This is a genomic window from Candidatus Pelagibacter sp. Uisw_134_02 (genome assembly GCF_047720265.1).
Lineage (GTDB): Bacteria > Pseudomonadota > Alphaproteobacteria > Pelagibacterales > Pelagibacteraceae > Pelagibacter.
Window position 1 is genome coordinate 1163655 of record NZ_CP159813.1, and the last position, 21516, is coordinate 1185170.

Genomic DNA, 21516 nt, shown 5'->3' on the forward strand with positions numbered 1-21516 from the left:
TTTTTTTCCTTTATTTATTTAAGTTGATTTAGTAGCTCTGGAGGTATCCCTTTATCTGACATACCTTTCAGGTTTCCTTTTGACATCTTTTTCATCATTTCAGACATCATTTTAAATTGCTTAAGCAATTTATTGATAGTGGCCGCATCTGTTCCAGAGCCATTAGCAATTCGTTTTTTCCTAGAACCATCAATGATTTTAGGGTTTCCTCTTTCTTTTTTCGTCATAGATAAAATGATTGCTTCATTTTGAGTGATAACTCTTTCATCAATTCCTGAAGCGTCCATCTGTGATTTCATTTTAGATACACCTGGCATAAATGACATAATTCCTTCTATACCTCCCATTTTTTTCATCTGTCTAAGTTGAGTTAAGTAATCCTCCATAGAGAATTGTCCTTTTTTTAAGTTCTCCTCTGCCTTTTTAATATTCTCTTCACCAAGATCTTCGGCAGCTTTTTCAACAAGAGAAACAATATCTCCCATTCCTAATATTCTGTTTGCTATTCTATCTGGGTGAAAAACTTCTAGATTTTCTATTTTTTCTCCTACACCTAAAAATTTAATAGGTACTTGAGAAACATACTTCATGCTAAGGGCTGCGCCACCTCTGGCATCACCATCAGCTCTAGTTAAAACAATACCTGTTAAATTTACAGTATTCTTAAATTCTTTTGCAACTTCAGCAGCAACTTGACCTGTTAAAGAATCTGCTACTAAAAATGTCTCTGTTGGGTTAATTATATTTTCTATCTGCTTAATTTCACTCATCATCTGTAGATCTATTTGAGTTCTACCTGCTGTATCAAATAAAATAATCTCTGCACCATTGAGATTTGCAGCATTAACGGCTCTTCTGCAAATATCTTCTGGTAACTGCCCCTCAATAATAGGAAGAGTTAAAATATCATTTTGCTCACCTAATGATCTTAATTGTTCTTGGGCTGCTGGTCTATACACATCAAGACTGACCATCATTATTTTCTTTTTTTTATTTTTTTCTAAATATTTGCCTAATTTTGCTGTAGTTGTGGTCTTACCTGAACCTTGCAAACCCACTAGCATCATTGGAACTGGTGGAACTGCATTTAAATTAATATCTGTGTTGCTTTCACCTAAAAGGCTTACTAGTTCATCATAAACAATTTTAACAACCATATCTCCTGGAGAGGTTGATCTGATTATTTCTTGACCCATAACCTTTGGCTTAACTTTTTCTATAAAATCTTTAGTTACATCTAAAGACACATCGGCCTCTAATAAAGCCTGTCTAATACCTCTTAAGCCTTCATCTACCTGATTCTCATCAAGTGAAGCTGCTTTTTTTAAAGAAGAAAAAATTTCTTCGAATTTATTTGTTAAGTTTTCAAACATATTTATTACACACAGCAGTTTCGCACTAGTGGGCGAATATCGCTGACTAGTGTTGATCTCTTTGTTTCCAAAGACACCACAAATTTAACGTTTTTGTGGAAACGAAATCAACCTATAATAGAGGTTCAAAAAGTCAATAAATAAGTTAAATATCTATATATGGATATTAAAGCATTTAAAATGGATGGTTTAGGCAATGATTTTGTAATTATTGATCAAAGAAGCCAAGATTTCAATTTAAGCGAAGATCAAATAATTAAGGTATGTGATCGTAGTTTTATTGGATGTGATCAACTCATCCTAATTAAGAAAAATAAAGAAATAGATGCAGATGTAGAATTCTATAATTTAGACGGAAGTGTATCTGGAGCTTGTGGAAATGGTACTAGGTGTGTGGCAGATCTTCTATCAAAAGAAAGTGGTAAAAAAGAAATAACACTCTTAACAGCTTCAGGTTCTCTAAAATCAAAAATTTTAGGAAATAATTTAGTTGAGACCGAAATAGGTATACCAAAAGTTAATTGGCAAGAGATTCCTTTAAGTAAGCAACTAGATACACAAGACTTAAAAATTGAAATTATAGACAGAAAAAATACCAAGCATATTGGTGGAACAGCCATAAATGTAGGCAATCCACACATAATTTTTTTTGTAGACGATATAGAGGCATTTGACTTACAAAGTATTGGTCCAAAAATTGAAAATCACTCACTATTTCCAGAAAAATGTAATGTGACCCTGGCCAAAGTTGTGAATAGAAATTTAATAAAAGTAAAAGTTTGGGAAAGAGGAGCTGGGCTTACTAAGGCTTGTGGTACGGCAGCTTGTGCAACGGCTGCTGCAGCTAATATTAATAATCTAGTAGAAAAAACTACAGATATAGCATTTGAATTAGGTAATTTAACAATTTCGATTGATGAAAGAAATAGTATTCACATGAAAGGACCAGTGTCTGATATCAAAAATATTGACATTAAATTATAATGGGAATTTTTGATAAATTTAAAATTGGTTTTAAAAAAAGTGCCTCTGCATTTACGTCTGGCTTAAGAGAAATAATTGTCAAAAAAGAAATAGATGACAAAACATTAGATCAAATTGAAGAATATCTAATTCAATCAGATGTTGGTCTTGTTGCAGCTGAGGAAATTAAGAAAATTATTGGTCAAGAAAAAATAGATCCAAAAAAAGATATCTTGAATGAAGTAAATTTAATTCTAAGAGATTATATAGTCACTTTAATGAAACCTTTAGAAAGTGAGAATTTTTTTGATAAGAAAGAAAAACTCAATGCAGTCTTAGTATCGGGTGTTAACGGAGTTGGAAAAACAACAACTATTGGAAAAGTTGGTAAAATTTTAAAATCTAATGGTAACAAAGTCATGTTTTCTGCATGCGATACATTTAGAGCAGCTGCTATAGAGCAATTAGAAAGTTGGGCTAATAAAATTGATGTACAAATAACCAAATCCACTCAAGGGTCTGATCCTGCATCTGTTGCTTATAAGGCTATAGAAGATGCTTTAAAGGGTGATTTTAATCATGTTTTAATTGATACAGCAGGGAGATTGCAAAATAAAAAAAATTTAATGGAAGAATATAAAAAAATTGCTCATGTGACTAAAAAAATAGATCCAAATGCTCCTCACGATGTAATCCTAGTGCTTGACGCAACCTCTGGTCAAAATGTAATCAATCAAGTGGAAGAATTTAACAAAATTATACCCCTTACTGGTTTGATAATGACAAAATTAGATGGCACTGCAAAAGGAGGCATTTTATTAGCACTTGCTAAAAAATATAAGCTTCCCATAATCGCTCTTGGACTCGGTGAAAAAGAAGATGATTTACAAATTTTTAATGCAGAAAAATTTGCTGAAGCATTTATACAATTTAATTAATCAAATTATTTGAAATCAATGGTTTATAATAATTACATTTATAATTTTCTTTAAGATCTGAATGTCCACAATTTTTTGCAATTGATGAAATTATAAAATCAAACTTACCATTTGATGGGTATGAATTTAACTTTTTATTAGCAATATCAAATTTGAAATTTTTTCTTATATTTTTAATTGCACTAATCATGACTAAGGTGTTGTTATCTTTTAATAAATAATAAGCAAAGTCTTCTGGAAAAACTGGATAATCATAACCTTCTAAGAGGTGTTTTGCCTGTGAAGGAAACCATTCGTATGAAATTAATGGTGATGAAATTTTTGTTTCATAATTATAGATATATAAATCTTGAGGAAAATCTGTAACATAATTATAATCCTCCCCTCTTGCTAAAATAGCTTTATCTCTAGTTTTAAAAAAAAGAGCAAAATTTTTATTATGTGAATTCATTTGTCCTATATGAAAGAGATTATTTGCTGAAGATTCTATATTTTCTGCAATTACGGAACCTGAAATAAAAATTAAGTAAAATGATATTATAATAAATTTTTTCACTGACTATTTATAGAAATGAAATTTGTAAATTATTTGGTCAGATTGTGGCTTAATTTAAACTATTTAAAAATTCCTTCAAAACTAATATCATCTTTTCGTTGTATTCCATCATGTGATTGTCTTTTTCAGAAAAGTAAGAATATTTTGGTTCATTTGCTAATTTATACATTTTTTTTCCCATCCAAAATGGCACTATTTTATCTGCTTCTCCATGCATTATCATAATTGGAGACTTAAGATTTTTAATTTTTTTATCACTTTCATATTTGTCTTTAAGTAAAAATCTGATTGGAAAATATGGATACACATTTTTTGCTGCATCAACCATAGATGTAAATGGAGATTCCAGTATAACGCCTGCAAATTTATACTTTTGAGCAACATGGGTTGCAATCCCAGTACCTAAAGACTCACCATACACAACAATGTCATTATCTTTAAGTCCTTTTTCTTTTAACCAATTAATTGCACTCTCTCCATCTTCATATAAACCTTTTTCTGATGGTTTGCCTAAGTTTCCACTAAATCCTCTCCAAGAAATGATTAAAAAATTTATATCCATTTCTTTAAAATGATTAATTTTATGTATTCTATTTTCTAATGTTCCTGCATTACCATGAAAGAAAACGATAGTTTTAAAATTTCTAAGATCTTTTTCATGAAACCATCCTAATAATTCAAAATTATCACCTGTCTGAATCTTTACTTTTTCTATTTTAACTTTTAATTCATCACCAAAATAATTATTTTCTTTTGGGTGATATAATAAGTTTCTTTGAAATATAAATATAATGAAGAGTAAAGAAAAGTAAGCTATCGGAATAATTAAAATTAACTTCAATAAATACTCTTTAAGTTTTTTTTTCATATTTACTTTTTTTTTTAACTAAATATACACCACCAAAAACCAAGGCTGTTCCTAAATAGTGATAATATTCAAGCTGTTCATTAAAAAATAGAAAACCATAAATAGCGCTATAAACAGTAAAAATATAAAGTGTAAAACCAGTAATTGAAGCGCCAAGTTTCTTTTGTACCATTGTATATAAGGTAAATGCTATAATTCCTGGTGATATAGCTGCAAATAAAACCCACATAAAAAATTCTGAATTAAAGACAGTTCTTACAAAGAAGGTCTCTTCTATCAAATAAAATGGTAGCAAACTGACCATGCCGAAGAATGCAATTAAAGTAAATCTGTCAAAAATTTTTAGATTTGTTTTCCAATAAAATAAATAAATAGAATAAAGAGCCCATCCTATTGCAGAAGCTAACATCCATAAATCTCCAATTGTAAACTTGAGGCTTATTAACAAAGATAAATTACCCTTAATGATAATGGCAAAAACACCAACCAAACAAGAGAAAAGTCCCACAATTCTAAGAAAGTTTATTTTTTCTTTAAAAAAAATACTAGAGATAAGAATTATGAATATTGGAGAAGATGAATATATAATTCCCATATTAATAACAGTAGTTGTTTGTCCAGCTAGAAATGGAAAAGCTCCACAAACACCACAACCCATTGAACCGATAAAAAATATTCTTTTATATTCTTGCTTTATAAATTTAAAATTTTTTTTTAAAGATTTGTAAGTAAAAGGTAATAATAATAAAAAAACTACTACCCATCTCCAAAAAGCTAGAGAAATTGGAGGAACATATTCCACACCACCTCTTGCTACTATTAAATTACTAGCCATAAAAATTGGCTGAATAAACAATAATAAGAAGGGTAAATAACTATTTTTAAAATTATTCACTAGAACTGAAAAATTAATTTTTATCGAAAAAGGCTTCGTAAATCATCATAAAAATTGCTACAGCCATTAAAATATATACTGGCAATACATCCCAAAAACCAATCATAGAAGATCTTGTTAACGTTGTTGCAAGACCTATTAAAAATGCTGCTGCAAGAGCAGAACCTAAGAATGTTGTTATTTTATTTAGCATATTTTTTACAATTTTTTTCCAACCAATTAGCTACACCTAAGAACCTTAAATCATCTAGCTTGTCTCCAATTAACTGAATGCCTAATGGTAAATTATTTGTACCAGTAAGTAAAGGCAATGAAATTGATGGCAGTCCCATATAAGTCCACACAGTACAAAATTCTGGACTACCAGTGCTTTTTAAACCTTTGTCTGCAACACCAGTTGTGCAAGGAGTTAAAACACCATGATAATCCTCAAATACTTCCTGATAAGATTTATAGCTTTGTTTCATAAAATCAATTGCTTCAGCATACTCTTTTGCTGAATACTTCATTCCTCTTTCGATTGCACTTATCATTTCTTTAGAAAGTTTTTTCTTTGATTTTTTATAATAAACTTGAAAATTATTAGCCATATCAGTTTCATGAATTACCTTATGATACTTTGGAATCTCATCAAAGTAAGATGGGGTATCAAATACTTCAATATTTTTTGAGAAGGCTTCAATAAATAGTTCAAATGATTTTTGTGATTCTTTATCTATTTTTTTCCAACTCTTAGTTTTATAAAATATAAATTTTGGTTCATAGGGTGGCCCTTTTTTACAAACTTTTAACATTTCATCTGCAGAATAATGAATTGTTGAAGAATCATGTTGGTCTTTTTTTATCAATGCCTTGGTCAGTAAAGCAACATCTTCAACAGATTTTCCAAATACACCAATATGATCAAGTTTATCAGATTGCTTTAAAACACCACTACGAGAAATTAATCCATATGATGGTTTATAACCAACTACTCCACAATAAGATGCGGGTCGTATAACTGATCCATTGGTTTGTGAGCCTATTGATAATGGTGCCATGTGTGATGCTACAGCTGCTGCAGAACCACTTGATGAGCCACCTGGTGTTCTTGAGTAATCATGTGGGTTTGTAGTTTTTCCAGGATGAAAATATGCAAGTTCAGTAGTTTCTGTTTTACCCATAACAATGGCTCCTGCTATCTTAAGTAAATTTACAACTTCTGCTTCTTGTGATCCTGTCATTTTTTTTCTGATAACAGTTCCACATTCTGTCGGCATATCTAAGGTTCCAATAATATCTTTAACTGCAACAGGTAAACCATGAAGGGATCCTAGTGGTTTGCCTGATTTTCTGTACTCATCTGCCTCTTCTGCTTTTTCTAAAAGTTCTTTTTTATCAAAATATGCCCATGCTTTAACATCTTTTTCAAATTTTTTTATTCTATCAATATACTGTGTGCAGACTTCTACTGAAGAAATTTCTCCTTCTTTTAGTTTGTCTACCAACTTATTGGCTGTAAGAGAAAAAATATCTATCATTTTAAATTATCTAATCTGCAAACAATGTTTCTGGCAACCATAGGGCAATACCTGGGAACATATACATTAGAAACATTGCAAATATCACTATTCCCAAGAATGGCATGATACCTGCAAATATCTGCATCAATTCAACATTATTTTTTTGAACACCTTTTAAGTAATAGGCTGACATAGCCATCGGAGGGGTTAAAAATGATGTTTGTAAATTCAATGCAATTAACATTGCAAAGAAATATGGATTAACATTAAATACCTCAAGCAAAGGTAAAAATATTGGAACAAATATAATTAAAATTTCAGTCCATTCCAAGGGCCATCCTAAAAGAAAAATTATTATTTGTGTGATAATTAAAAACTGCCAAGTTGTTATTTCTATTGATTTAAAGAAATGCTCAAAAATTTCATGACCTCCTAAATATGAAAACACAGATGAAAAAGTCCAAGAACCAATAAATAACCACATAATCATTGCAGTAGTTTTAGCTGTTAAAAAGACAGATTCTTTAAAACTTTGCCATTTTAATGTTTTGTAAAACCAAGATAAAAGTATTGCTCCAAATGCTCCGGCAGCAGCTGCTTCTGCAGGTGTTGCTATACCTGCTAAAATTGTTCCAAGTACAAGCATTATTAAGCCAAAAAGAGGAACAAAAGAAACTAGCACTTCTTTTAATATTTCTGCTCTTGGTGGAATATCAGATGCATCGGGCTTAGGTGCAATTGAAGGGTTTAACCAAGCTCTAGTTACAGCATATGTTATATATAAACCAGCAAGTAAAAGTCCTGGAAATATTGCTGCAGCAAATAATCTTAAAGGTGATAGTTGAGCTATTACTGAATAAACTATTAACATGATGCTTGGCGGTATTAAAATTCCTAAACATCCACCGGCACATATTACTCCTGATGCAAATTTTTTATCATATCCCGCTTTAACCATTGCAGGCCAAGCAAGTAACCCCATTAATGTTACAACAGCACCAATAATTCCAGTTGCTGTAGAAAATAAAGTACACGTTATTAATGCGGCAACTGCCATTGAAGCAGGAAGTCTGTGTGCTGCTAATCTTATTGCAAAGAATAATTTAGAAACTATTCCTGCTCTCTCAACTAAGTACCCCATAAATAAAAATAACGGTACAGCAGTGAGGACGTTATTATCCATAACGGTGTAGGTATTTTTTACAAATAATGAAAATATCCTATTATCAAATATATGATCCATCAAAGCGGGATCATAATAAGCATAATATCCAAATCCTATTCCCATCGCCATCAAAGTGAATGCAATTGGGAAACCTAATAGTACAGCAAACAAAAACAATCCCATCATTAGGATTGCAACTTCTGGATTTGTTAGGCTAAATAACATCTTTTTGATCCTCGTCTTGTGATGTTCTCATTAAAATTTGTTCTGTCTCTTCTGCAACAACCATTCTTGCAGGCCAGTGTCCAGTTTGAATGCAAATTATTGATCTAAATACCTCAGCAACTCCTTGAATAGTTAGAAATATACCTGCTGCCGGAATAAGAGATTTGGCCATATAAATTTGTATTTGTGCTGGGCTACTCCAGCTCGTTTCTTTTATTTTCCAAGCAAGTGCTGCATATTCATATCCATAAAATGCTAATGCAATTACTCCAGGAAAAAAGAAAATAAAATAAAGCACTAAATCAATCCAACCTTGAGTTCTTGGTTTAAATAAACGGTAAATTACATCTCCTCTAACATGAGATTCTGTTGCTAAACAATATGCACCTGACATCATTAATATTGCACCATACATCTGCATACTAAAATCAAAATTCCAAAGTGTTGGCTTGTTAAATGCATAAGCCATTACTACCTCATAACAAGTTCCACCCATTAAAATAACAATACACCAAGAAAAAGCCTTACCTATTGAAGTGCTTAATGTGTCTGCTAATTTTATATAAGCTCTCATCATGATTTAAACAGAATATCCTAATTTTTTAAAAAACTGTACTATAAAAAAAAGGGGAGCCTTAACTCCCCTCTTTTAAATTATTTAAAAGTTAATTAGATTTTAACTTTTCCAATTGGTCCAAACTCATTTTCATAAGCTAATTTGTAGTTCGGTTGATTCATCAACAGATACTTCATTGTTCTCTTAGCGTATGCTTTTTGTGAGTCGATAACTTTCTTAAAGAAAGCATCTTTTGCAGAGAACTCACCAACGATTTTATCCCAACCTTTTAACTGTTCAGCTAAGATAGCATCAGATGTTTGGTAAACATTAACCTTATGCTCATTCATCAATTTAGCTAAGTCAGTTGAATATCTAACTAGCGCTTTGAAGTAGTTATCTGAGTTAGCAGCATAAGCAGCGTTCTTCAAGATAGCTTGGTGAGCAGGTGAAAGACTTTTTAGTCTCTTAGTGTTCATAGGAATTTCAAACATCTCCTGAGATTGGTGGAAACTTCCTAAGTGATAGTGTTTAGAGACATCTTGCATTCCAAACTGTGAGTCTGATGTTGGGTTGTTAAACTCTGCAGCATCAATCAAACCAGTTTTCATTGCTGGTTGAATTTCACCACCTGGTAATTGTCTTACGACCATTCCCATAGCAGTTAAAACGTTAGTCGCTAAACCAACTGTTCTATACTTCATACCTTTAACATCAGATACTTTAGTTACGTTCTTTTTAAACCAACCAAAAGGTTGTGCTGGCATAGGCATATGAAAGAATCCAGTATAGTTAAATCCAACACTAGCTACTGCTTCTTCATATAATTTTCTTCCTCCACCATACTCCATCCATCCCATAACTTCTTGAGATGACATTCCGTATGAAGGTCCAGTTCCAAAAAGAGAAGCTGCTGCATTTTTTCCATACCAATATGCTGTCACCCAGTGACCCATATCAATAATTCCATCACTTACCGCTGCTCCAATTTCTGAAGTTTTAACAATTGAGTTAACAGGCTGAAGATCAATTTTAAGTGATCCACCAGACATGTCGCTGACCATTTTGCAATAGTCTCCTGCCATTTCAAAAAAAATGTTTGCACCTGAAGGCCAAGCAGCTTGCATTTTTAATGTAACGTGTCCGTCTGCAGTTGCAATATTGGGCATTGCTACAGCTGTTGCTGCTGCTGCACCCGTTACTGCTGCTGCTTTAAAGAACTTACGTCTTGAAGGTGTTGAAGCCTTCAAAGATTTTTTATCTTTAATCATTACTTCTCCTCTATTAGTTAATTAACTTCTGAGATTTAATTATATATACCGAGAAGAGTCTAGAGCGAATGTGTCGCTTTAACATCATTTTACAATCTGAGATAGAAATTAATTTACTTTATTAATGCAGTTTCCTGTTTTAAAAAACTCATCAATATTATCAATAGCTAGATTAGCCATAGCAATTCTTGTGTGCTTTGTAGCACTTCCAAGATGAGGTAAAATAAAAACACTTTTAATTTTTAGATAACCTGAGTTTAAATTTGGTTCCCCTTTGTAAACATCAAGGCCTGCTGCATAAATTTTTCTTCTATTTAGCGCATCTATTAAAGCTTCATCATCAACGATGTCTCCACGTGCTACATTGGTAATAACTGCACCTGTCGGAAAATACTCTAATGTTTCTTTATTAATTAAATTTTCTGTTTCTTTTGTTGCAGGACAACAAATAGATAATACATCCGAAACTCCAAAAAGACTTTTGATACTGTCGTGATAAATAGCACCTTGTTCTTTCTCTTCATTTAGTTTTGATCTGTTGTGGTAATGAATAACCATTCCTAAAGCCTTGGCGATTTTTGCAATTTTTTGACCTATTCTTCCCATTCCTAAAATGCCAAGTCTTGTTCCTGTTAACTGTTTTCCTATTAAATAATCTGCTGACCATTTCCAATTACTTTCTTTTGCAGCTTGAATACCTTCAGAAGCTCTTCTGCAAGCACCAAGTATTAATAAAATTCCAATCTCAGCTGTTGCATCAGATAAAACTTCTGGAGTATTAGTTACTGCTATCGCTCTTTTTTTAGCAGCTTCTAAATCTATATTTCCAAAACCAACTGCAAAATTAGAAATAACCTTAATACTATTTGGTAACTTATTTATAGTATCTTCATCCATCTTGTCAGTTAAAGAAGTTAGAATCGCATCTTGTCCTTCACTTAACTCGATCAGTTTTGATTGAGAATATAATTCATCATTACTATTAAATTTTGCATCAAATAGTTTTGAAGCTTTTTCCTCACTATCTTTAATTAATTTTCTTGTAACTAATATTTTTTTCATTTTAATTTAGATCAAATACCTTGCCAGGATTCATAATATTATTTACATCTAAACTACGTTTTATAGATTTCATAACAGGAATATTATCTGGATGTTCTTTCAATAAATAATGTTTTTTTTGTAAACCGATTCCGTGCTCTCCAGTTATTGTTCCTTCTAATTCAAGAGCCTTACTTATTAGGTCATCACTATATTTTCTAATTTTTTTTTGTTTTTCTTTATCATTTGGGTCAAATAAAATTATTGAATGAAAGTTTCCATCACCAACATGCCCAACCATAGGTGCAATAAGATCATGTTTTTTTACTTCTTTTTCTGCCCACGAAATACACTCAACTAAATTTGAAATAGGTACACAAACATCAGTTGAATATACTTTCATATTATTACCAAGGGCCTTTACGGACCAATAAACATCATGTCTTGCTTGCCACAACTTATTTCTTTCCTCTAAGGACACAGCCCATTTAAAATCTCCTCCTCCATTATTTTTAGATAATTCTTCAACTAGTTTTATTGCTTCCTTATTTGAACTTTCACTCCCATGAAATTCAAAAAATAATGTGGGAGATGCCTTTATGTTTTCTAATTTTGAATATTTTATACTTATTTCCATCTGATCTTTATTTAGCATTTCTATTCTAGCAATTGGAATTCCATATTGGATAACCTCTTGGGCTGTTTGAACTGCTGAATCTAAATCTGGGAAATAGCAAACTGCACTCATTATACTTTCTGGAATTGGAGACAGTCTTACTTGTACTTCTGTGATTATTCCAAGTGTACCCTCGGATCCAATAAATAAATTTGTTAAATTATAACCAGCAGAAGATTTTTTTGTTCTAGATCCTGTTTTGATTATTTCTCCATTAGCAAGTACTACAGTTAATCCTGAAATTACTGTCCTCATTGTTCCATACTTAACTGCCATAGTTCCAGATGCAGATGTGGATGCCATTCCACCAATAGCTGCGTCAGCTCCTGGGTCAATAGGGAAAAATACTCCATCTTCTCTCAAATATTCATTTAATTGTTTTCTGGTAACATTAGCTTGTACTCTACAATCAAAATCTTCAGCATTGACACTTAAAACTTTATTCATTTTTTCTAATGAAATAGTTATACCATTAGAGTTACCAACAGCATTTCCCTCTAGAGAAGTTCCAGTTCCAAATGGAACAACAGGAATTTTACTGTCATTACATAATTTTAAAATTTTTGACACTTCTTCATTGGTCTCTGGAAAAACTACTGCTTGAGATAATACTGGCTCATAAGTATCCTCTCCTCTTGCATAATTAGCTCTTGTGGATTCAGAGGTTGAAAATCTTCCATTAAAGATTTTCTTTAATTCAGTTTGGACTAATTCATTCATTGTAATGATACTAGTAAAGTTTTTTGAAAAAATACAGCCTATTTAGAGAGCATCTTCTTAATATTTTCTAAAGCTTGAGAAATATTATCTTGAGAAGCGGCAAAGCTAAATCTTACATAATCTTGGCAAGTTTTACCAAAAGCTGTGCCTGGTACTATTGCTACTCCTGCTTCATGCATAGCTTTTTTACAAAATTCTGATCCATCCATTCCTGTTCCTATAACTTTAGGAAATGCATAAAAAGCTCCTCCAGGCAAACTACATTCAACACCAGGAAGACTATTTAATCCTTCATAAATTAGTTTTCTTCTTTCTGTAAATTTTACCATCATTTCATTAATAGAGTCATCTGGACCATCTAATGCTGCAATTCCTGCAAATTGTGCTGCTGCATTAACACAAGATACACTATTAATTAAAAGTTTATTTACATGAGGTACTAATTCTTTTGGCCAAAAACTCCATCCAAGTCTCCATCCTGTCATTGAGTATGCTTTGCTCCAACCCTCTAATACAATTAGTCTTTCTCTTAATTCAGGATAATTAAAAAATGAAGGCATTTCTTTGTTATCAAAAATTTGTCTACTATAAATTTCATCACTTAAAATAGTTACATGTGGGTATTTTTTTAAACCTTCAGCTAATACATCAATATCAGCTTTTTCTACAAAACTTCCTGTTGGATTGTTTGGATTAATTAATATTAATAATCTAGTTTTATCAGTGATTAGTGATAAAATTTTTTCTGGATTAAATTTAAGATCTTTATCTTCAGTTAAATCATAAGGTACAGATGTCGAGCCAGTATAATTAATCATCGACTCATAAATTGGAAAAGCAGGAGTTGGATGGATTATTTCAGCACCTGGTTCTCCAAAACATTGAATTGCATAACTCATTGTTGGTTTTCCACCTGGCATGATTAGAATTCTTTCAAAATCTACGTCAACACTATAACGTTTTTTAATCCATCTTGTTACAGCTTGTCTGCATTCTGGAATACCATTGGACATTACATATCCGTGGTGACCATCATCTAGTGCTTTTTTTGCAGCTTCAACAACATGCTTTGGTGTTTTAAAATCAGGCTGCCCTAAGCCCAAGTGTATCATTGGATTTCCTTTGGCCTCTAATGCTTTAGCTTCAGCTAAAACACTAAATGCACTTTCAGTTCCTAATCTTTCTAAGTTTTTTGCTAATATCATATTCAAATTTTATGGTTTATTTTTAATAAAAAATTTATTTTATTTATATATATTTATTAATAATAAAAAATATAGACACAAAATTTACTTTCTGTAAATCAATTTTGAACTATTCAGCTCTTTTAAACTCTTACAACCCATTAATACCATGTTTCTATTAATTTCATCATGCATGTTTTGCAATACACGTTCCACACCTCGTTGACCCCCAGCACTTAAAGCAAATAAAAACATTTTTCCAAAACTACAAGCAGTTGCACCAGCTGCTAAAGCTTTTAAAACATGGGTTCCACGTCTTACACCACCATCTAAAATAATCTCTAATTTATCTCCAACAGCATCTCTAATCGCTGAAACCTGATCAAAAGGTGACCTTGATCCATCCAGCTGTCTTCCACCATGATTTGAAACCATTATTGCTGTACAACCAATATCTATAGCTTTTTTTGCATCATCGACTGACATCACTCCTTTTAATGCAAAAGGTCCATTCCATTTTTTCACACAATATTCTGCATCTTTCCAATTCATTGCTGGATCATACTGCTCATTGATATATTCAATCACTGATTTTGCAATATTAGTTCCTTTATCTGTTTTATTTTTAACATTAGACATTTCAAATTTTCCATGAGTAAAATAATTAAATACCCATAGAGGATGTAAAGCAAAACTCATTAAACTTTGTAATGTAAGTTTAGGTGGAGTTGTAAATCCTGTTCGGTGATCTTTCTCTCTATTGCCTGCAACTAAAGTATCAACTGTTAAACACATTCCATCAAAATTAGATACTCTACACCTATCTATTAGATCATCTGTGATAGAGTTGTCTTTGTGAACATAAAGTTGAAAAAGTTTTGGACCACTTGAAATTGAAGCAATTTCTTCAATACTATTATTGGCCATTGTAGACATGCTATAAAAAGTTCCAAATTTTTCTGCAGCCCTTGCAGAGGCTTTATCTCCGTCATGATGGTAAAGTCTTTGCATTGCTGTAGGTGAAAGAAAAATTGGCATATTAATTTTTTTTCCAAAAACAGTTGTTGATAAATCTGGCTTGCCAACACTTGTAAGTACATTAGGAACTAAGTCACAATCATTGAAGGAATCGGTGTTTCTTTTTAATGTTGACTCATCATCTGAGCCACCGTCAATATAATGAAATATAGGAGATGGTAATTTTTTTTTAGCTAATTTTCTAAAATCACTAAAGTTATGACAGTCTTTTAAATTCATTATCTTCTAAATCTTAAGTTATCTCTGTTTAGATCACTAATTTTGGTACAGCCCATTAATTTCATATCTCTTACTAATTCAGCTTTATACTTTTCAACAGCTCTCTCAACACCTGCTTGTCCCCCAGCAGCTAGAGCATAAAGGTATAATCTCCCTCCTGAACATGCTTTTGCACCTAATGATAATGCCTTAAGCATATGAGTTCCTCTCTGAAATCCACCTTCACAAATCACATCAAGTTTATCTCCAACAGCATCAACAATTTCAGCAAGCTGGTCAAAGGGCGCTCTTGATCCATCTAGTTGTCTTCCACCATGATTTGAAACCATTATTCCTGTACATCCAATATCAGCTGCACGCTTTGCATCTTCAACACTCATCACTCCCTTAAGCGCAAAATGTCCTCCCCACTGTGAACAAAGTTTTTCAGCATCTTTCCAATTCATAGATTGATCCAACATTGTAGAAAAATAATTTCCTATTGAGGTATTAGTGTCCGTGCCCTCTTTTACATGGTCTTGAAGATGAGGTAATTCAAATTTACCTTTTGTTAAATAGTTTATTCCCCACATTGGTTTTGTTGCAAAACTAAAAAGACTTGAAAGTGTAAGCGTTGGAGGTGATGTAAATCCAGTTCTTAAATCTCTTTCACGGTTTCCTCCAGTTATTGTATCTACTGTTAAAGCCATAACATCAAATTTAGCTGCTTTTGCTCTTTCTAAGCAAGAATCATTTAAACCTCTATCTTTATGAAAATAAAACTGAAACATTTTTGGAGTATCTACTAGAGAGGCTATTTCTTCGACACTTACCGTTGCAAGAGCTGAAACACCAAACATCGTATTAAATTTTTGAGCTGCTTTTCCAACTGCTCTTTCTCCATCATAATGAAATAATCTTTGTAAAGCAGTGGGTGCAAGGTAAAAAGGCAAATCTAATTTTTTTCCAAAAATAGTTGTTGATAAATCAACATTTTCAACGCCTCTTAAAACGTTAGGAACAAGATCAACATCATCAAATGAACTCGTATTTCTGTTATAAGTAACTTCATCATCAGCTGCACCATCAATATAATGAAAAATCGGTGAAGGTAATTTTTTTTTAGCTAATTTTTTAAAGTCACTAAAATTGTGACAATCTTTCAAATTCATTAATATATATTAAAAGTTTTTAAGGTAATTAAACATATAACTATTTGCCCCAGGGTTTTTATCTCCTAGACTTGCATTAGATATATGGTTGTATGACAATCCAAAACTTGAGCTTTCTGAAATTTTATAAGAAGCTTGTACTTCAGTTTTAAACTCTAAAATATGACCCAAGTCTTTTCCATCTCCTTCACTGTAAAGTCCTGGCGCAAAACTGGGAGTAAATATCATTTTACCTCCCATATCATAGTTCCACTCTATACCTGTGTATATATATGCTGCAGAGTTTTCAGTTATAAATCCACCTGTTATTGGAGAAATGTTTCCTAAAAATGTTTCTCTTTCTAACATTTCATTTTGATGTTGAAATCCAAACAATATTGCTTTTTGTTTATCATCACTAAAATCAAAATTTCCTGAATAAAAATTATACTGATTATAACTCTTTATTGTATTCTCTTCTGCATTAATTGAAGAAAAAGCTAATACTAAGATTGTTAATAATAAGATTTTATTTAAGAGACTGCTCATTTTTAATTTAAATTTTTTTTAGTTTTTTATATATTATTGCACCACCTAACAAAAATAACAATAATGGTAATAACCATAAAACATAAGTATTTTTGTTTAATTGAGGGTCAAAAATAACCCAATTACCATACTTTTCTCTTAAAAATTGGTATATTTGTTTTTCTTTTAATCCTTCATTAATTTTTCTATCAACAATTAATTTAATACTAGAAGCAAACTCAGATTCTGAATCGTATACTGACTGACCCTGACAAATTAAACAACGAATATTCTTTAAAATTTTATTTTTTAAAACATCATTTACTTCAGCTGATTTTAACCCTGAAAAGTTTGTGACTAAAAATAAGACTATAAATATTTTTAAAACCTTCATTTAATAATTATTTTAATTTCATTAACAATTTCTTGATTGATTGGTCCAACAAATTTTTTAATTATCTTTTTATTTTTATCTATTAAAAATGTTTCTGGAACTCCATAAGCTCCAAATTCAACTCCTAATGTTCCATCTTTATCAATTAAAATTCTAGAAAATGGATTGCCAAAGTTATCGATAAATTTTTTTGCATTATTAAAATTGTCTCTATAATTTAATCCAATTAATTTAATTGATTGGTTTTTACTTAGTTGCATTAATAATGGGTGTTCTGCTCTACAAGGTACACACCAGGATGCCCAAATATTTACAATATAAAAAGTGCTCTCTTCAAAAATTTTATCTGAATTTATAAAGCTATTTGAATTAAAGTCTTTAGCTTCAAAAGTTGGGATATTTCTTTTATCATTAACTTTAGGTGTATAATTATCTGAAGTATTCAATCCTTTATACAAAACAACAAAACAAAAACTTAAAAAAATAACTACAATAAATAAACTAAATTTATTTTTCATATCTTTCTTTTAAATAAACTCATTAATCCACCAAAACTTAATAATAAAACTGATACCCATATCCAAACCATAAATGGCTTTACTTGATATCTAATATTAAAATATTCATTACCCTTTACAAGGTTCATTACTAAAAACTTATCTTCTAATAGTGATGTTCTTATATCTGCTTCACTAGTAATAATTATAGGTTGATTATAAATTCTAATCTCAGGTTTTAATTCAATAGTTTTACCATTTTTGTCTTTTATTTCAAAAGATGCAATAATGGAGTTGAAATTACTTTCTTTTTTTTCTTCTATTTTTTTAAAAAAAATTTCACCTTTATTATAATCATATCTTTCACCAACTTTTATGTTAGTTATAATTTCTGTGGACAAAATATTATTAAATAGAATGCTTAATATTAACAAACTAAAACCAAAGTGTGAAATCGTTTGAGAAATATTATTAAATTTTTTAATAAATAATTCTTTTAAAGTTGTAAAGAATAAAAAAAAGGCCGCAGAAATTAGGACTGTATAGAAAAGTAAGTCAGTGGTTAAATTTTTAATAATAAAAAAAGTTAATATTACCGAAATTATAAATGTGATAATAAGTGAGTTCTTATTTTCAATTTCTGATTTGATCCATTTAAGTCGTGGTCCAAGAGACATAAATAATAGAAATGGAATTAAAAAAGGAACGATTAATTTTTGGTAAAAAGGAGGCCCTACTGATATTTTTTCACTTGATATTACATCTAGAAAAATTGGGTATACCGTACCTATTAAAACAACAGATAAAAAATACATCATAAACCAATTATTTATTAAGATAGAAGTTTCTTTGCTAAGCCAAAAGAAATTATTCAAGCTTTTGTTATTTTCTTTTTTAAATATAAAAAATATTCCTACTGATAATATAATTAGTACAAATAAAAATATTAATATAAAAATACCTCTTGCAGGATCATTAGCAAATGTATGTACAGAATTTAATATTCCGGACCTTACTAAAAAAGTTCCACACATACTTAGGGTGAATGTTGTAATAGATAATATAACTACCCAAGATGTTAGTGCAGCTCTTCTTTCTAATACTACAATGCAATGTAACAATGCAGTTAATGTTAGCCATGGCATTAAAGAAACATTTTCAACTGGGTCCCAAAACCAAAAACCTCCCCATCCTAGTTCATAATATGCCCAAATTGATCCAAGCATAATCCCTATAGTAAGAAAAATCCAAGAAACCAAAACCCATTTTTTAATATGCTGTCCCCATTGTTTTGAAACATAGTTTTGCGTAACTGCAGCTAGTGATGATGAAAATAATATAGAAGTTCCAACGTAACCTAAGTATAAGATTGGGGGATGAATTGCTAATGCTGGATCTTGTAGAATTGGATTAAGACCAAGACCTTCATTAGGAATTGGAAATAAATAATTAAAAGGATTGGATGTCATTAATACAAATAAGAAAAACCCAATAATTATTATTTGCTGAAATAATAAAGTTAAAATTCTATATTTTTTAGGCTGTTCACTTGATTTAATTAAAAATAAAAAAATAAACAAAGTTAATACTAATAACCATAGTAATAAACTTCCTTCGTGGTTGCCCCAAGTTCCTGAGATTTTATAGAATAATGGTTTAGTTGTGTGAGAGTTATTAAAGACTGTCTCATTACTAAAATCTGATTTTATAAAAGAGATAATCAAACTCAAAAAACTCACAATTACAAAAACTAACTGTAGAAATGATAGAGATAATATATTTTGGTTAATCTGCTTATTAGTTTTATTAAAGTCTTTAATTGAAATTCCACAAAGTAAAACTGAAAGTAACAACCCTAAAATTAAAGAATAATATCCTATCTGATTAGCTAGCAATTTATTTATCTCCTATAGCTTCTTTAACCTCGGGGGGCATATAATTTTCATCATGTTTTGCTAAAATTTTAGTAGCTGTAAAATAATTCTTATCTTTTAAAAAACCTTCAGCAACCACTCCTTTTCCTTCAGCAAATAAATTGGGGACTGCCCCTGAATAAACAACATTAATTTCATTTTTAAAGTCAGTAATGACAAAATTTACTTTATCTGAATCTATAAAAATAGATTGTTCTTTAACCATCCCACCCACTCTTATTTTTTTTTTATTTAATTCTATTAAAGATTTTATTTCAGACGGGGACTGAAAATATACAACGTTTTCTTTTAATGATTGTAAAACTAAAAAAACTGTTAAAATTACTGAGGCTAAGATTAAAGCTAAGAATACAAATCGTAATTTAACTTTTTTACCATACATGGTTTTTTAATTAAATATTTGATGTATTAGATAATATTTCTTTATTAATATTTTGTGATCTTGCAGCTCTAGCTTTCTCAACATTTAGAGAGCCAAATTTAGAAGTAAATCTTTTTTGCTCTTTTGAAAGCTGTAATTTTGTTACAAAGTACAGGGCTGTAAAACTAATCAATGTAAATGAAAAAGCTGACCATACATAAGCTCCGTATCCATTCATTAAAATTATTTCGTTTATCATAATCTATCTAATCCTTTATTTTTAACTTTTATCAGTTCGGTATTATATTTCATCAAAAAAATGAGTAATGAAAAAAGGGCAAATGCCGCAGTCATAATGCCCAATGGGACTAGCATTGATGGGTGAATTGCTGTGTTGGTTGATAAAATATTAATTGAAGCTGGTTGATGTAATGTGTTCCACCAATCAACAGAAAATTTAATGATTGGAACATTTACCACTCCTAAAATTGCAATCAAAGAAGTAACTTTTATTACTTGTTCTTTGTCCTCATAAATTCTCCAAGCCAATATATACATTCCATAAAATAAAGCTAAAATTAACATAGAAGTAATTCTTGCATCCCAAGCCCACCAAGTACCCCAAGTTGGTTTTCCCCAAATTGAACCTGTAACTAATGCTATGATATTAAAAATAAATCCTGAGGGTGCTAAACTTTTAGCAATTAATGCAAAATTTTTATTTTTAAAAACAAAACTTCCGACAGACAGCAAGGCTAAACTTGTAAATATTCCAAGTGATATCCATGCAGCTGGTACATGAACATACATAATTCTTACTGCATCACTTTGTTTATAATCTTCAGGTGAAAGTATAAGCGCTTCAGTTAAACCAATGGTTAAAACAATAATAAATAAAAATAAAACATACTTTGACGCTTTAGAGGTTATTGCAAAAATTTTATTAGGCTCAAAATATTTAAACATTTTTAAACTATATATTAAAAAAGATAATTTAATTTTTATTATAAAAGGTCATCCTGATCAAGAATGCAGAGGGAGTCAATAATGATAAAAATCGTTATTTAACACTCTTGATCAGAACATAATTATAGATAGCAACTATATATGTCGAAGATTTGAATTAATTGTGTTTGAAAAAAGAATTAATTAGAGGGCTTAAAGTAGCTAGAGCCTCTTTTACCAGAAAAAATCTCTTCTATTAAAGGGTGTTTAATTGGGTCTTCTGAGTCATCCATAAGTAGGTTTTGCTCTGAAACATAAGCTTCGTAAGTAATTTCATCATTTTCAGCAAGTAAATGATAAAAAGGTTGATCTTTTTTAGGACGAACGTTCTTTGGAATAGATTGATACCATTCTTCAGAATTATTAAATTCGAAATCTACATCATAGATTACACCTCTGAACTCAAAGTGTTTGTGTTTAACAATATCACCAATTGAAAATTTTGCTTTTTGAATTGCCATTATTATTAATATGGGG

Annotated in this window: 24 protein-coding genes; 2 read left to right on the plus strand and 22 right to left on the minus strand. The window is 30.7% G+C overall.

Features of this window, described 5'->3' with window-relative positions; translation table 11 throughout:
* Positions 1-14: 14 nt before the first annotated feature.
* Positions 15-1373 (minus strand): signal recognition particle protein, encoded by a 1359-nt coding sequence (ffh, locus tag ABXT56_RS06330; RefSeq protein WP_415299866.1) that lies wholly within the window; start codon positions 1371-1373, stop codon positions 15-17.
* A gap of 159 nt (positions 1374-1532) precedes the next feature.
* Between ffh and dapF the strand changes: the two genes are divergently transcribed.
* The gene (dapF, locus tag ABXT56_RS06335; RefSeq protein ID WP_415299867.1) at positions 1533-2357 is read left to right on the plus strand and encodes a diaminopimelate epimerase; all 825 of its coding nucleotides are present in this window, start codon (positions 1533-1535) and stop codon (positions 2355-2357) included.
* Positions 2357-3274 carry a signal recognition particle-docking protein FtsY gene (gene ftsY, locus ABXT56_RS06340; RefSeq protein WP_415299868.1) on the plus strand — a complete coding sequence of 306 codons (918 nt, stop codon included), beginning with the start codon at positions 2357-2359 and terminating at the stop codon, positions 3272-3274. The genes dapF and ftsY overlap by 1 nt, the downstream gene beginning before the upstream one ends.
* On the opposite strand, the gene ABXT56_RS06345 is transcribed toward ftsY, so the two are convergent.
* The 21 genes from ABXT56_RS06345 to hspQ all read right to left on the minus strand — a co-directional run bounded on the left by ABXT56_RS06345 (position 3267) and on the right by hspQ (position 21500).
* Positions 3267-3830: a hypothetical protein gene (locus ABXT56_RS06345; RefSeq protein WP_415299869.1), complete on the minus strand. Its 564-nt coding sequence runs from the start codon at positions 3828-3830 to the stop codon at positions 3267-3269. The two genes, ftsY and ABXT56_RS06345, sit on opposite strands and share 8 nt — an antisense overlap.
* Positions 3831-3879: 49 nt before the next feature.
* Positions 3880-4698 carry an alpha/beta hydrolase gene (locus ABXT56_RS06350; RefSeq protein ID WP_415299870.1) on the minus strand — a complete coding sequence of 273 codons (819 nt, stop codon included), beginning with the start codon at positions 4696-4698 and terminating at the stop codon, positions 3880-3882.
* A complete protein-coding gene (locus tag ABXT56_RS06355; protein WP_415299871.1) occupies positions 4682-5593 on the minus strand; it encodes a DMT family transporter in 912 nt (303 codons plus the stop codon). The genes ABXT56_RS06350 and ABXT56_RS06355 overlap by 17 nt, the downstream gene beginning before the upstream one ends.
* A 13-nt stretch (positions 5594-5606) precedes the next feature.
* Positions 5607-5786, minus strand: a complete 180-nt coding sequence (locus tag ABXT56_RS06360; protein WP_168607000.1) for a hypothetical protein — start codon at positions 5784-5786, stop codon at positions 5607-5609.
* On the minus strand, positions 5776-7113 hold the full coding sequence (locus ABXT56_RS06365) for an amidase (RefSeq protein ID WP_415299872.1): 1338 nt from the start codon (positions 7111-7113) through the stop codon (positions 5776-5778). Before ABXT56_RS06365 ends, ABXT56_RS06360 begins: the two co-directional genes overlap by 11 nt.
* A gap of 10 nt (positions 7114-7123) precedes the next feature.
* The gene (locus ABXT56_RS06370) at positions 7124-8485 is read right to left on the minus strand and encodes a TRAP transporter large permease (protein ID WP_168606998.1); all 1362 of its coding nucleotides are present in this window, start codon (positions 8483-8485) and stop codon (positions 7124-7126) included.
* The gene (locus ABXT56_RS06375) at positions 8475-9059 is read right to left on the minus strand and encodes a TRAP transporter small permease subunit (RefSeq protein WP_415301405.1); all 585 of its coding nucleotides are present in this window, start codon (positions 9057-9059) and stop codon (positions 8475-8477) included. The genes ABXT56_RS06370 and ABXT56_RS06375 overlap by 11 nt, the downstream gene beginning before the upstream one ends.
* A 95-nt stretch (positions 9060-9154) precedes the next feature.
* Positions 9155-10312, minus strand: a complete 1158-nt coding sequence (locus ABXT56_RS06380) for a TRAP transporter substrate-binding protein (RefSeq protein WP_415299873.1) — start codon at positions 10310-10312, stop codon at positions 9155-9157.
* Positions 10313-10420: 108 nt separating this feature from the next.
* Positions 10421-11374: a 2-hydroxyacid dehydrogenase gene (locus ABXT56_RS06385; RefSeq protein WP_415299874.1), complete on the minus strand. Its 954-nt coding sequence runs from the start codon at positions 11372-11374 to the stop codon at positions 10421-10423.
* Position 11375: 1 nt separating this feature from the next.
* Positions 11376-12749 (minus strand): FAD-binding oxidoreductase, encoded by a 1374-nt coding sequence (locus ABXT56_RS06390; RefSeq protein WP_415299875.1) that lies wholly within the window; start codon positions 12747-12749, stop codon positions 11376-11378.
* A gap of 38 nt (positions 12750-12787) precedes the next feature.
* Entirely contained in the window at positions 12788-13954 is a 1167-nt protein-coding gene (locus tag ABXT56_RS06395) for a pyridoxal phosphate-dependent aminotransferase (RefSeq protein ID WP_415299876.1), read from the minus strand.
* Between the two features lie 84 nt (positions 13955-14038).
* The gene (locus ABXT56_RS06400; protein ID WP_415299877.1) at positions 14039-15190 is read right to left on the minus strand and encodes an alpha-hydroxy acid oxidase; all 1152 of its coding nucleotides are present in this window, start codon (positions 15188-15190) and stop codon (positions 14039-14041) included.
* The gene (locus ABXT56_RS06405; RefSeq protein ID WP_415299878.1) at positions 15190-16341 is read right to left on the minus strand and encodes an alpha-hydroxy acid oxidase; all 1152 of its coding nucleotides are present in this window, start codon (positions 16339-16341) and stop codon (positions 15190-15192) included. Before ABXT56_RS06405 ends, ABXT56_RS06400 begins: the two co-directional genes overlap by 1 nt.
* 9 nt (positions 16342-16350) lie before the next feature.
* The gene (locus ABXT56_RS06410) at positions 16351-16869 is read right to left on the minus strand and encodes an acyloxyacyl hydrolase (protein WP_415299879.1); all 519 of its coding nucleotides are present in this window, start codon (positions 16867-16869) and stop codon (positions 16351-16353) included.
* 7 nt (positions 16870-16876) lie between these two features.
* On the minus strand, positions 16877-17242 hold the full coding sequence (locus ABXT56_RS06415) for a cytochrome c-type biogenesis protein CcmH (RefSeq protein WP_415299880.1): 366 nt from the start codon (positions 17240-17242) through the stop codon (positions 16877-16879).
* Positions 17239-17760 (minus strand): DsbE family thiol:disulfide interchange protein, encoded by a 522-nt coding sequence (locus ABXT56_RS06420; RefSeq protein WP_415299881.1) that lies wholly within the window; start codon positions 17758-17760, stop codon positions 17239-17241. The genes ABXT56_RS06415 and ABXT56_RS06420 overlap by 4 nt, the downstream gene beginning before the upstream one ends.
* A complete protein-coding gene (locus tag ABXT56_RS06425; RefSeq protein ID WP_415299882.1) occupies positions 17757-19634 on the minus strand; it encodes a heme lyase CcmF/NrfE family subunit in 1878 nt (625 codons plus the stop codon). The genes ABXT56_RS06420 and ABXT56_RS06425 overlap by 4 nt, the downstream gene beginning before the upstream one ends.
* A gap of 1 nt (position 19635) precedes the next feature.
* A complete protein-coding gene (gene ccmE, locus ABXT56_RS06430) occupies positions 19636-20055 on the minus strand; it encodes a cytochrome c maturation protein CcmE (protein ID WP_415299883.1) in 420 nt (139 codons plus the stop codon).
* A 10-nt stretch (positions 20056-20065) separates the two neighbouring features.
* Entirely contained in the window at positions 20066-20293 is a 228-nt protein-coding gene (locus ABXT56_RS06435; protein WP_415299884.1) for a hypothetical protein, read from the minus strand.
* Positions 20290-21000, minus strand: a complete 711-nt coding sequence (gene ccmC, locus ABXT56_RS06440) for a heme ABC transporter permease CcmC (protein WP_415299885.1) — start codon at positions 20998-21000, stop codon at positions 20290-20292. Before ccmC ends, ABXT56_RS06435 begins: the two co-directional genes overlap by 4 nt.
* Before the next feature lie 179 nt (positions 21001-21179).
* Entirely contained in the window at positions 21180-21500 is a 321-nt protein-coding gene (hspQ, locus tag ABXT56_RS06445; protein ID WP_169035849.1) for a heat shock protein HspQ, read from the minus strand.
* Positions 21501-21516: the final 16 nt, after the last annotated feature.

Bases quoted from the DNA above. Each gene is read 5' to 3' on its own strand.
- ffh (WP_415299866.1), bottom strand. From the start codon at position 1,373: ATGTTTGAAAACTTAACAAATAAATTCGAAGAAATTTTTTCTTCTTTA.
- dapF (WP_415299867.1), top strand. From the start codon at position 1,533: ATGGATATTAAAGCATTTAAAATGGATGGTTTAGGCAATGATTTTGTA.
- ftsY (WP_415299868.1), top strand. From the start codon at position 2,357: ATGGGAATTTTTGATAAATTTAAAATTGGTTTTAAAAAAAGTGCCTCT.
- ABXT56_RS06350 (WP_415299870.1), bottom strand. From the start codon at position 4,698: ATGAAAAAAAAACTTAAAGAGTATTTATTGAAGTTAATTTTAATTATT.
- ABXT56_RS06360 (WP_168607000.1), bottom strand. From the start codon at position 5,786: ATGCTAAATAAAATAACAACATTCTTAGGTTCTGCTCTTGCAGCAGCA.
- ABXT56_RS06365 (WP_415299872.1), bottom strand. From the start codon at position 7,113: ATGATAGATATTTTTTCTCTTACAGCCAATAAGTTGGTAGACAAACTA.
- ABXT56_RS06370 (WP_168606998.1), bottom strand. From the start codon at position 8,485: ATGTTATTTAGCCTAACAAATCCAGAAGTTGCAATCCTAATGATGGGA.
- ABXT56_RS06375 (WP_415301405.1), bottom strand. From the start codon at position 9,059: ATGAGAGCTTATATAAAATTAGCAGACACATTAAGCACTTCAATAGGT.
- ABXT56_RS06380 (WP_415299873.1), bottom strand. From the start codon at position 10,312: ATGATTAAAGATAAAAAATCTTTGAAGGCTTCAACACCTTCAAGACGT.
- ABXT56_RS06385 (WP_415299874.1), bottom strand. From the start codon at position 11,374: ATGAAAAAAATATTAGTTACAAGAAAATTAATTAAAGATAGTGAGGAA.
- ABXT56_RS06390 (WP_415299875.1), bottom strand. From the start codon at position 12,749: ATGAATGAATTAGTCCAAACTGAATTAAAGAAAATCTTTAATGGAAGA.
- ABXT56_RS06395 (WP_415299876.1), bottom strand. From the start codon at position 13,954: ATGATATTAGCAAAAAACTTAGAAAGATTAGGAACTGAAAGTGCATTT.
- ABXT56_RS06400 (WP_415299877.1), bottom strand. From the start codon at position 15,190: ATGAATTTAAAAGACTGTCATAACTTTAGTGATTTTAGAAAATTAGCT.
- ABXT56_RS06405 (WP_415299878.1), bottom strand. From the start codon at position 16,341: ATGAATTTGAAAGATTGTCACAATTTTAGTGACTTTAAAAAATTAGCT.
- ABXT56_RS06410 (WP_415299879.1), bottom strand. From the start codon at position 16,869: ATGAGCAGTCTCTTAAATAAAATCTTATTATTAACAATCTTAGTATTA.
- ABXT56_RS06415 (WP_415299880.1), bottom strand. From the start codon at position 17,242: ATGAAGGTTTTAAAAATATTTATAGTCTTATTTTTAGTCACAAACTTT.
- ABXT56_RS06420 (WP_415299881.1), bottom strand. From the start codon at position 17,760: ATGAAAAATAAATTTAGTTTATTTATTGTAGTTATTTTTTTAAGTTTT.
- ccmE (WP_415299883.1), bottom strand. From the start codon at position 20,055: ATGTATGGTAAAAAAGTTAAATTACGATTTGTATTCTTAGCTTTAATC.
- ABXT56_RS06435 (WP_415299884.1), bottom strand. From the start codon at position 20,293: ATGATAAACGAAATAATTTTAATGAATGGATACGGAGCTTATGTATGG.
- ccmC (WP_415299885.1), bottom strand. From the start codon at position 21,000: ATGTTTAAATATTTTGAGCCTAATAAAATTTTTGCAATAACCTCTAAA.
- hspQ (WP_169035849.1), bottom strand. From the start codon at position 21,500: ATGGCAATTCAAAAAGCAAAATTTTCAATTGGTGATATTGTTAAACAC.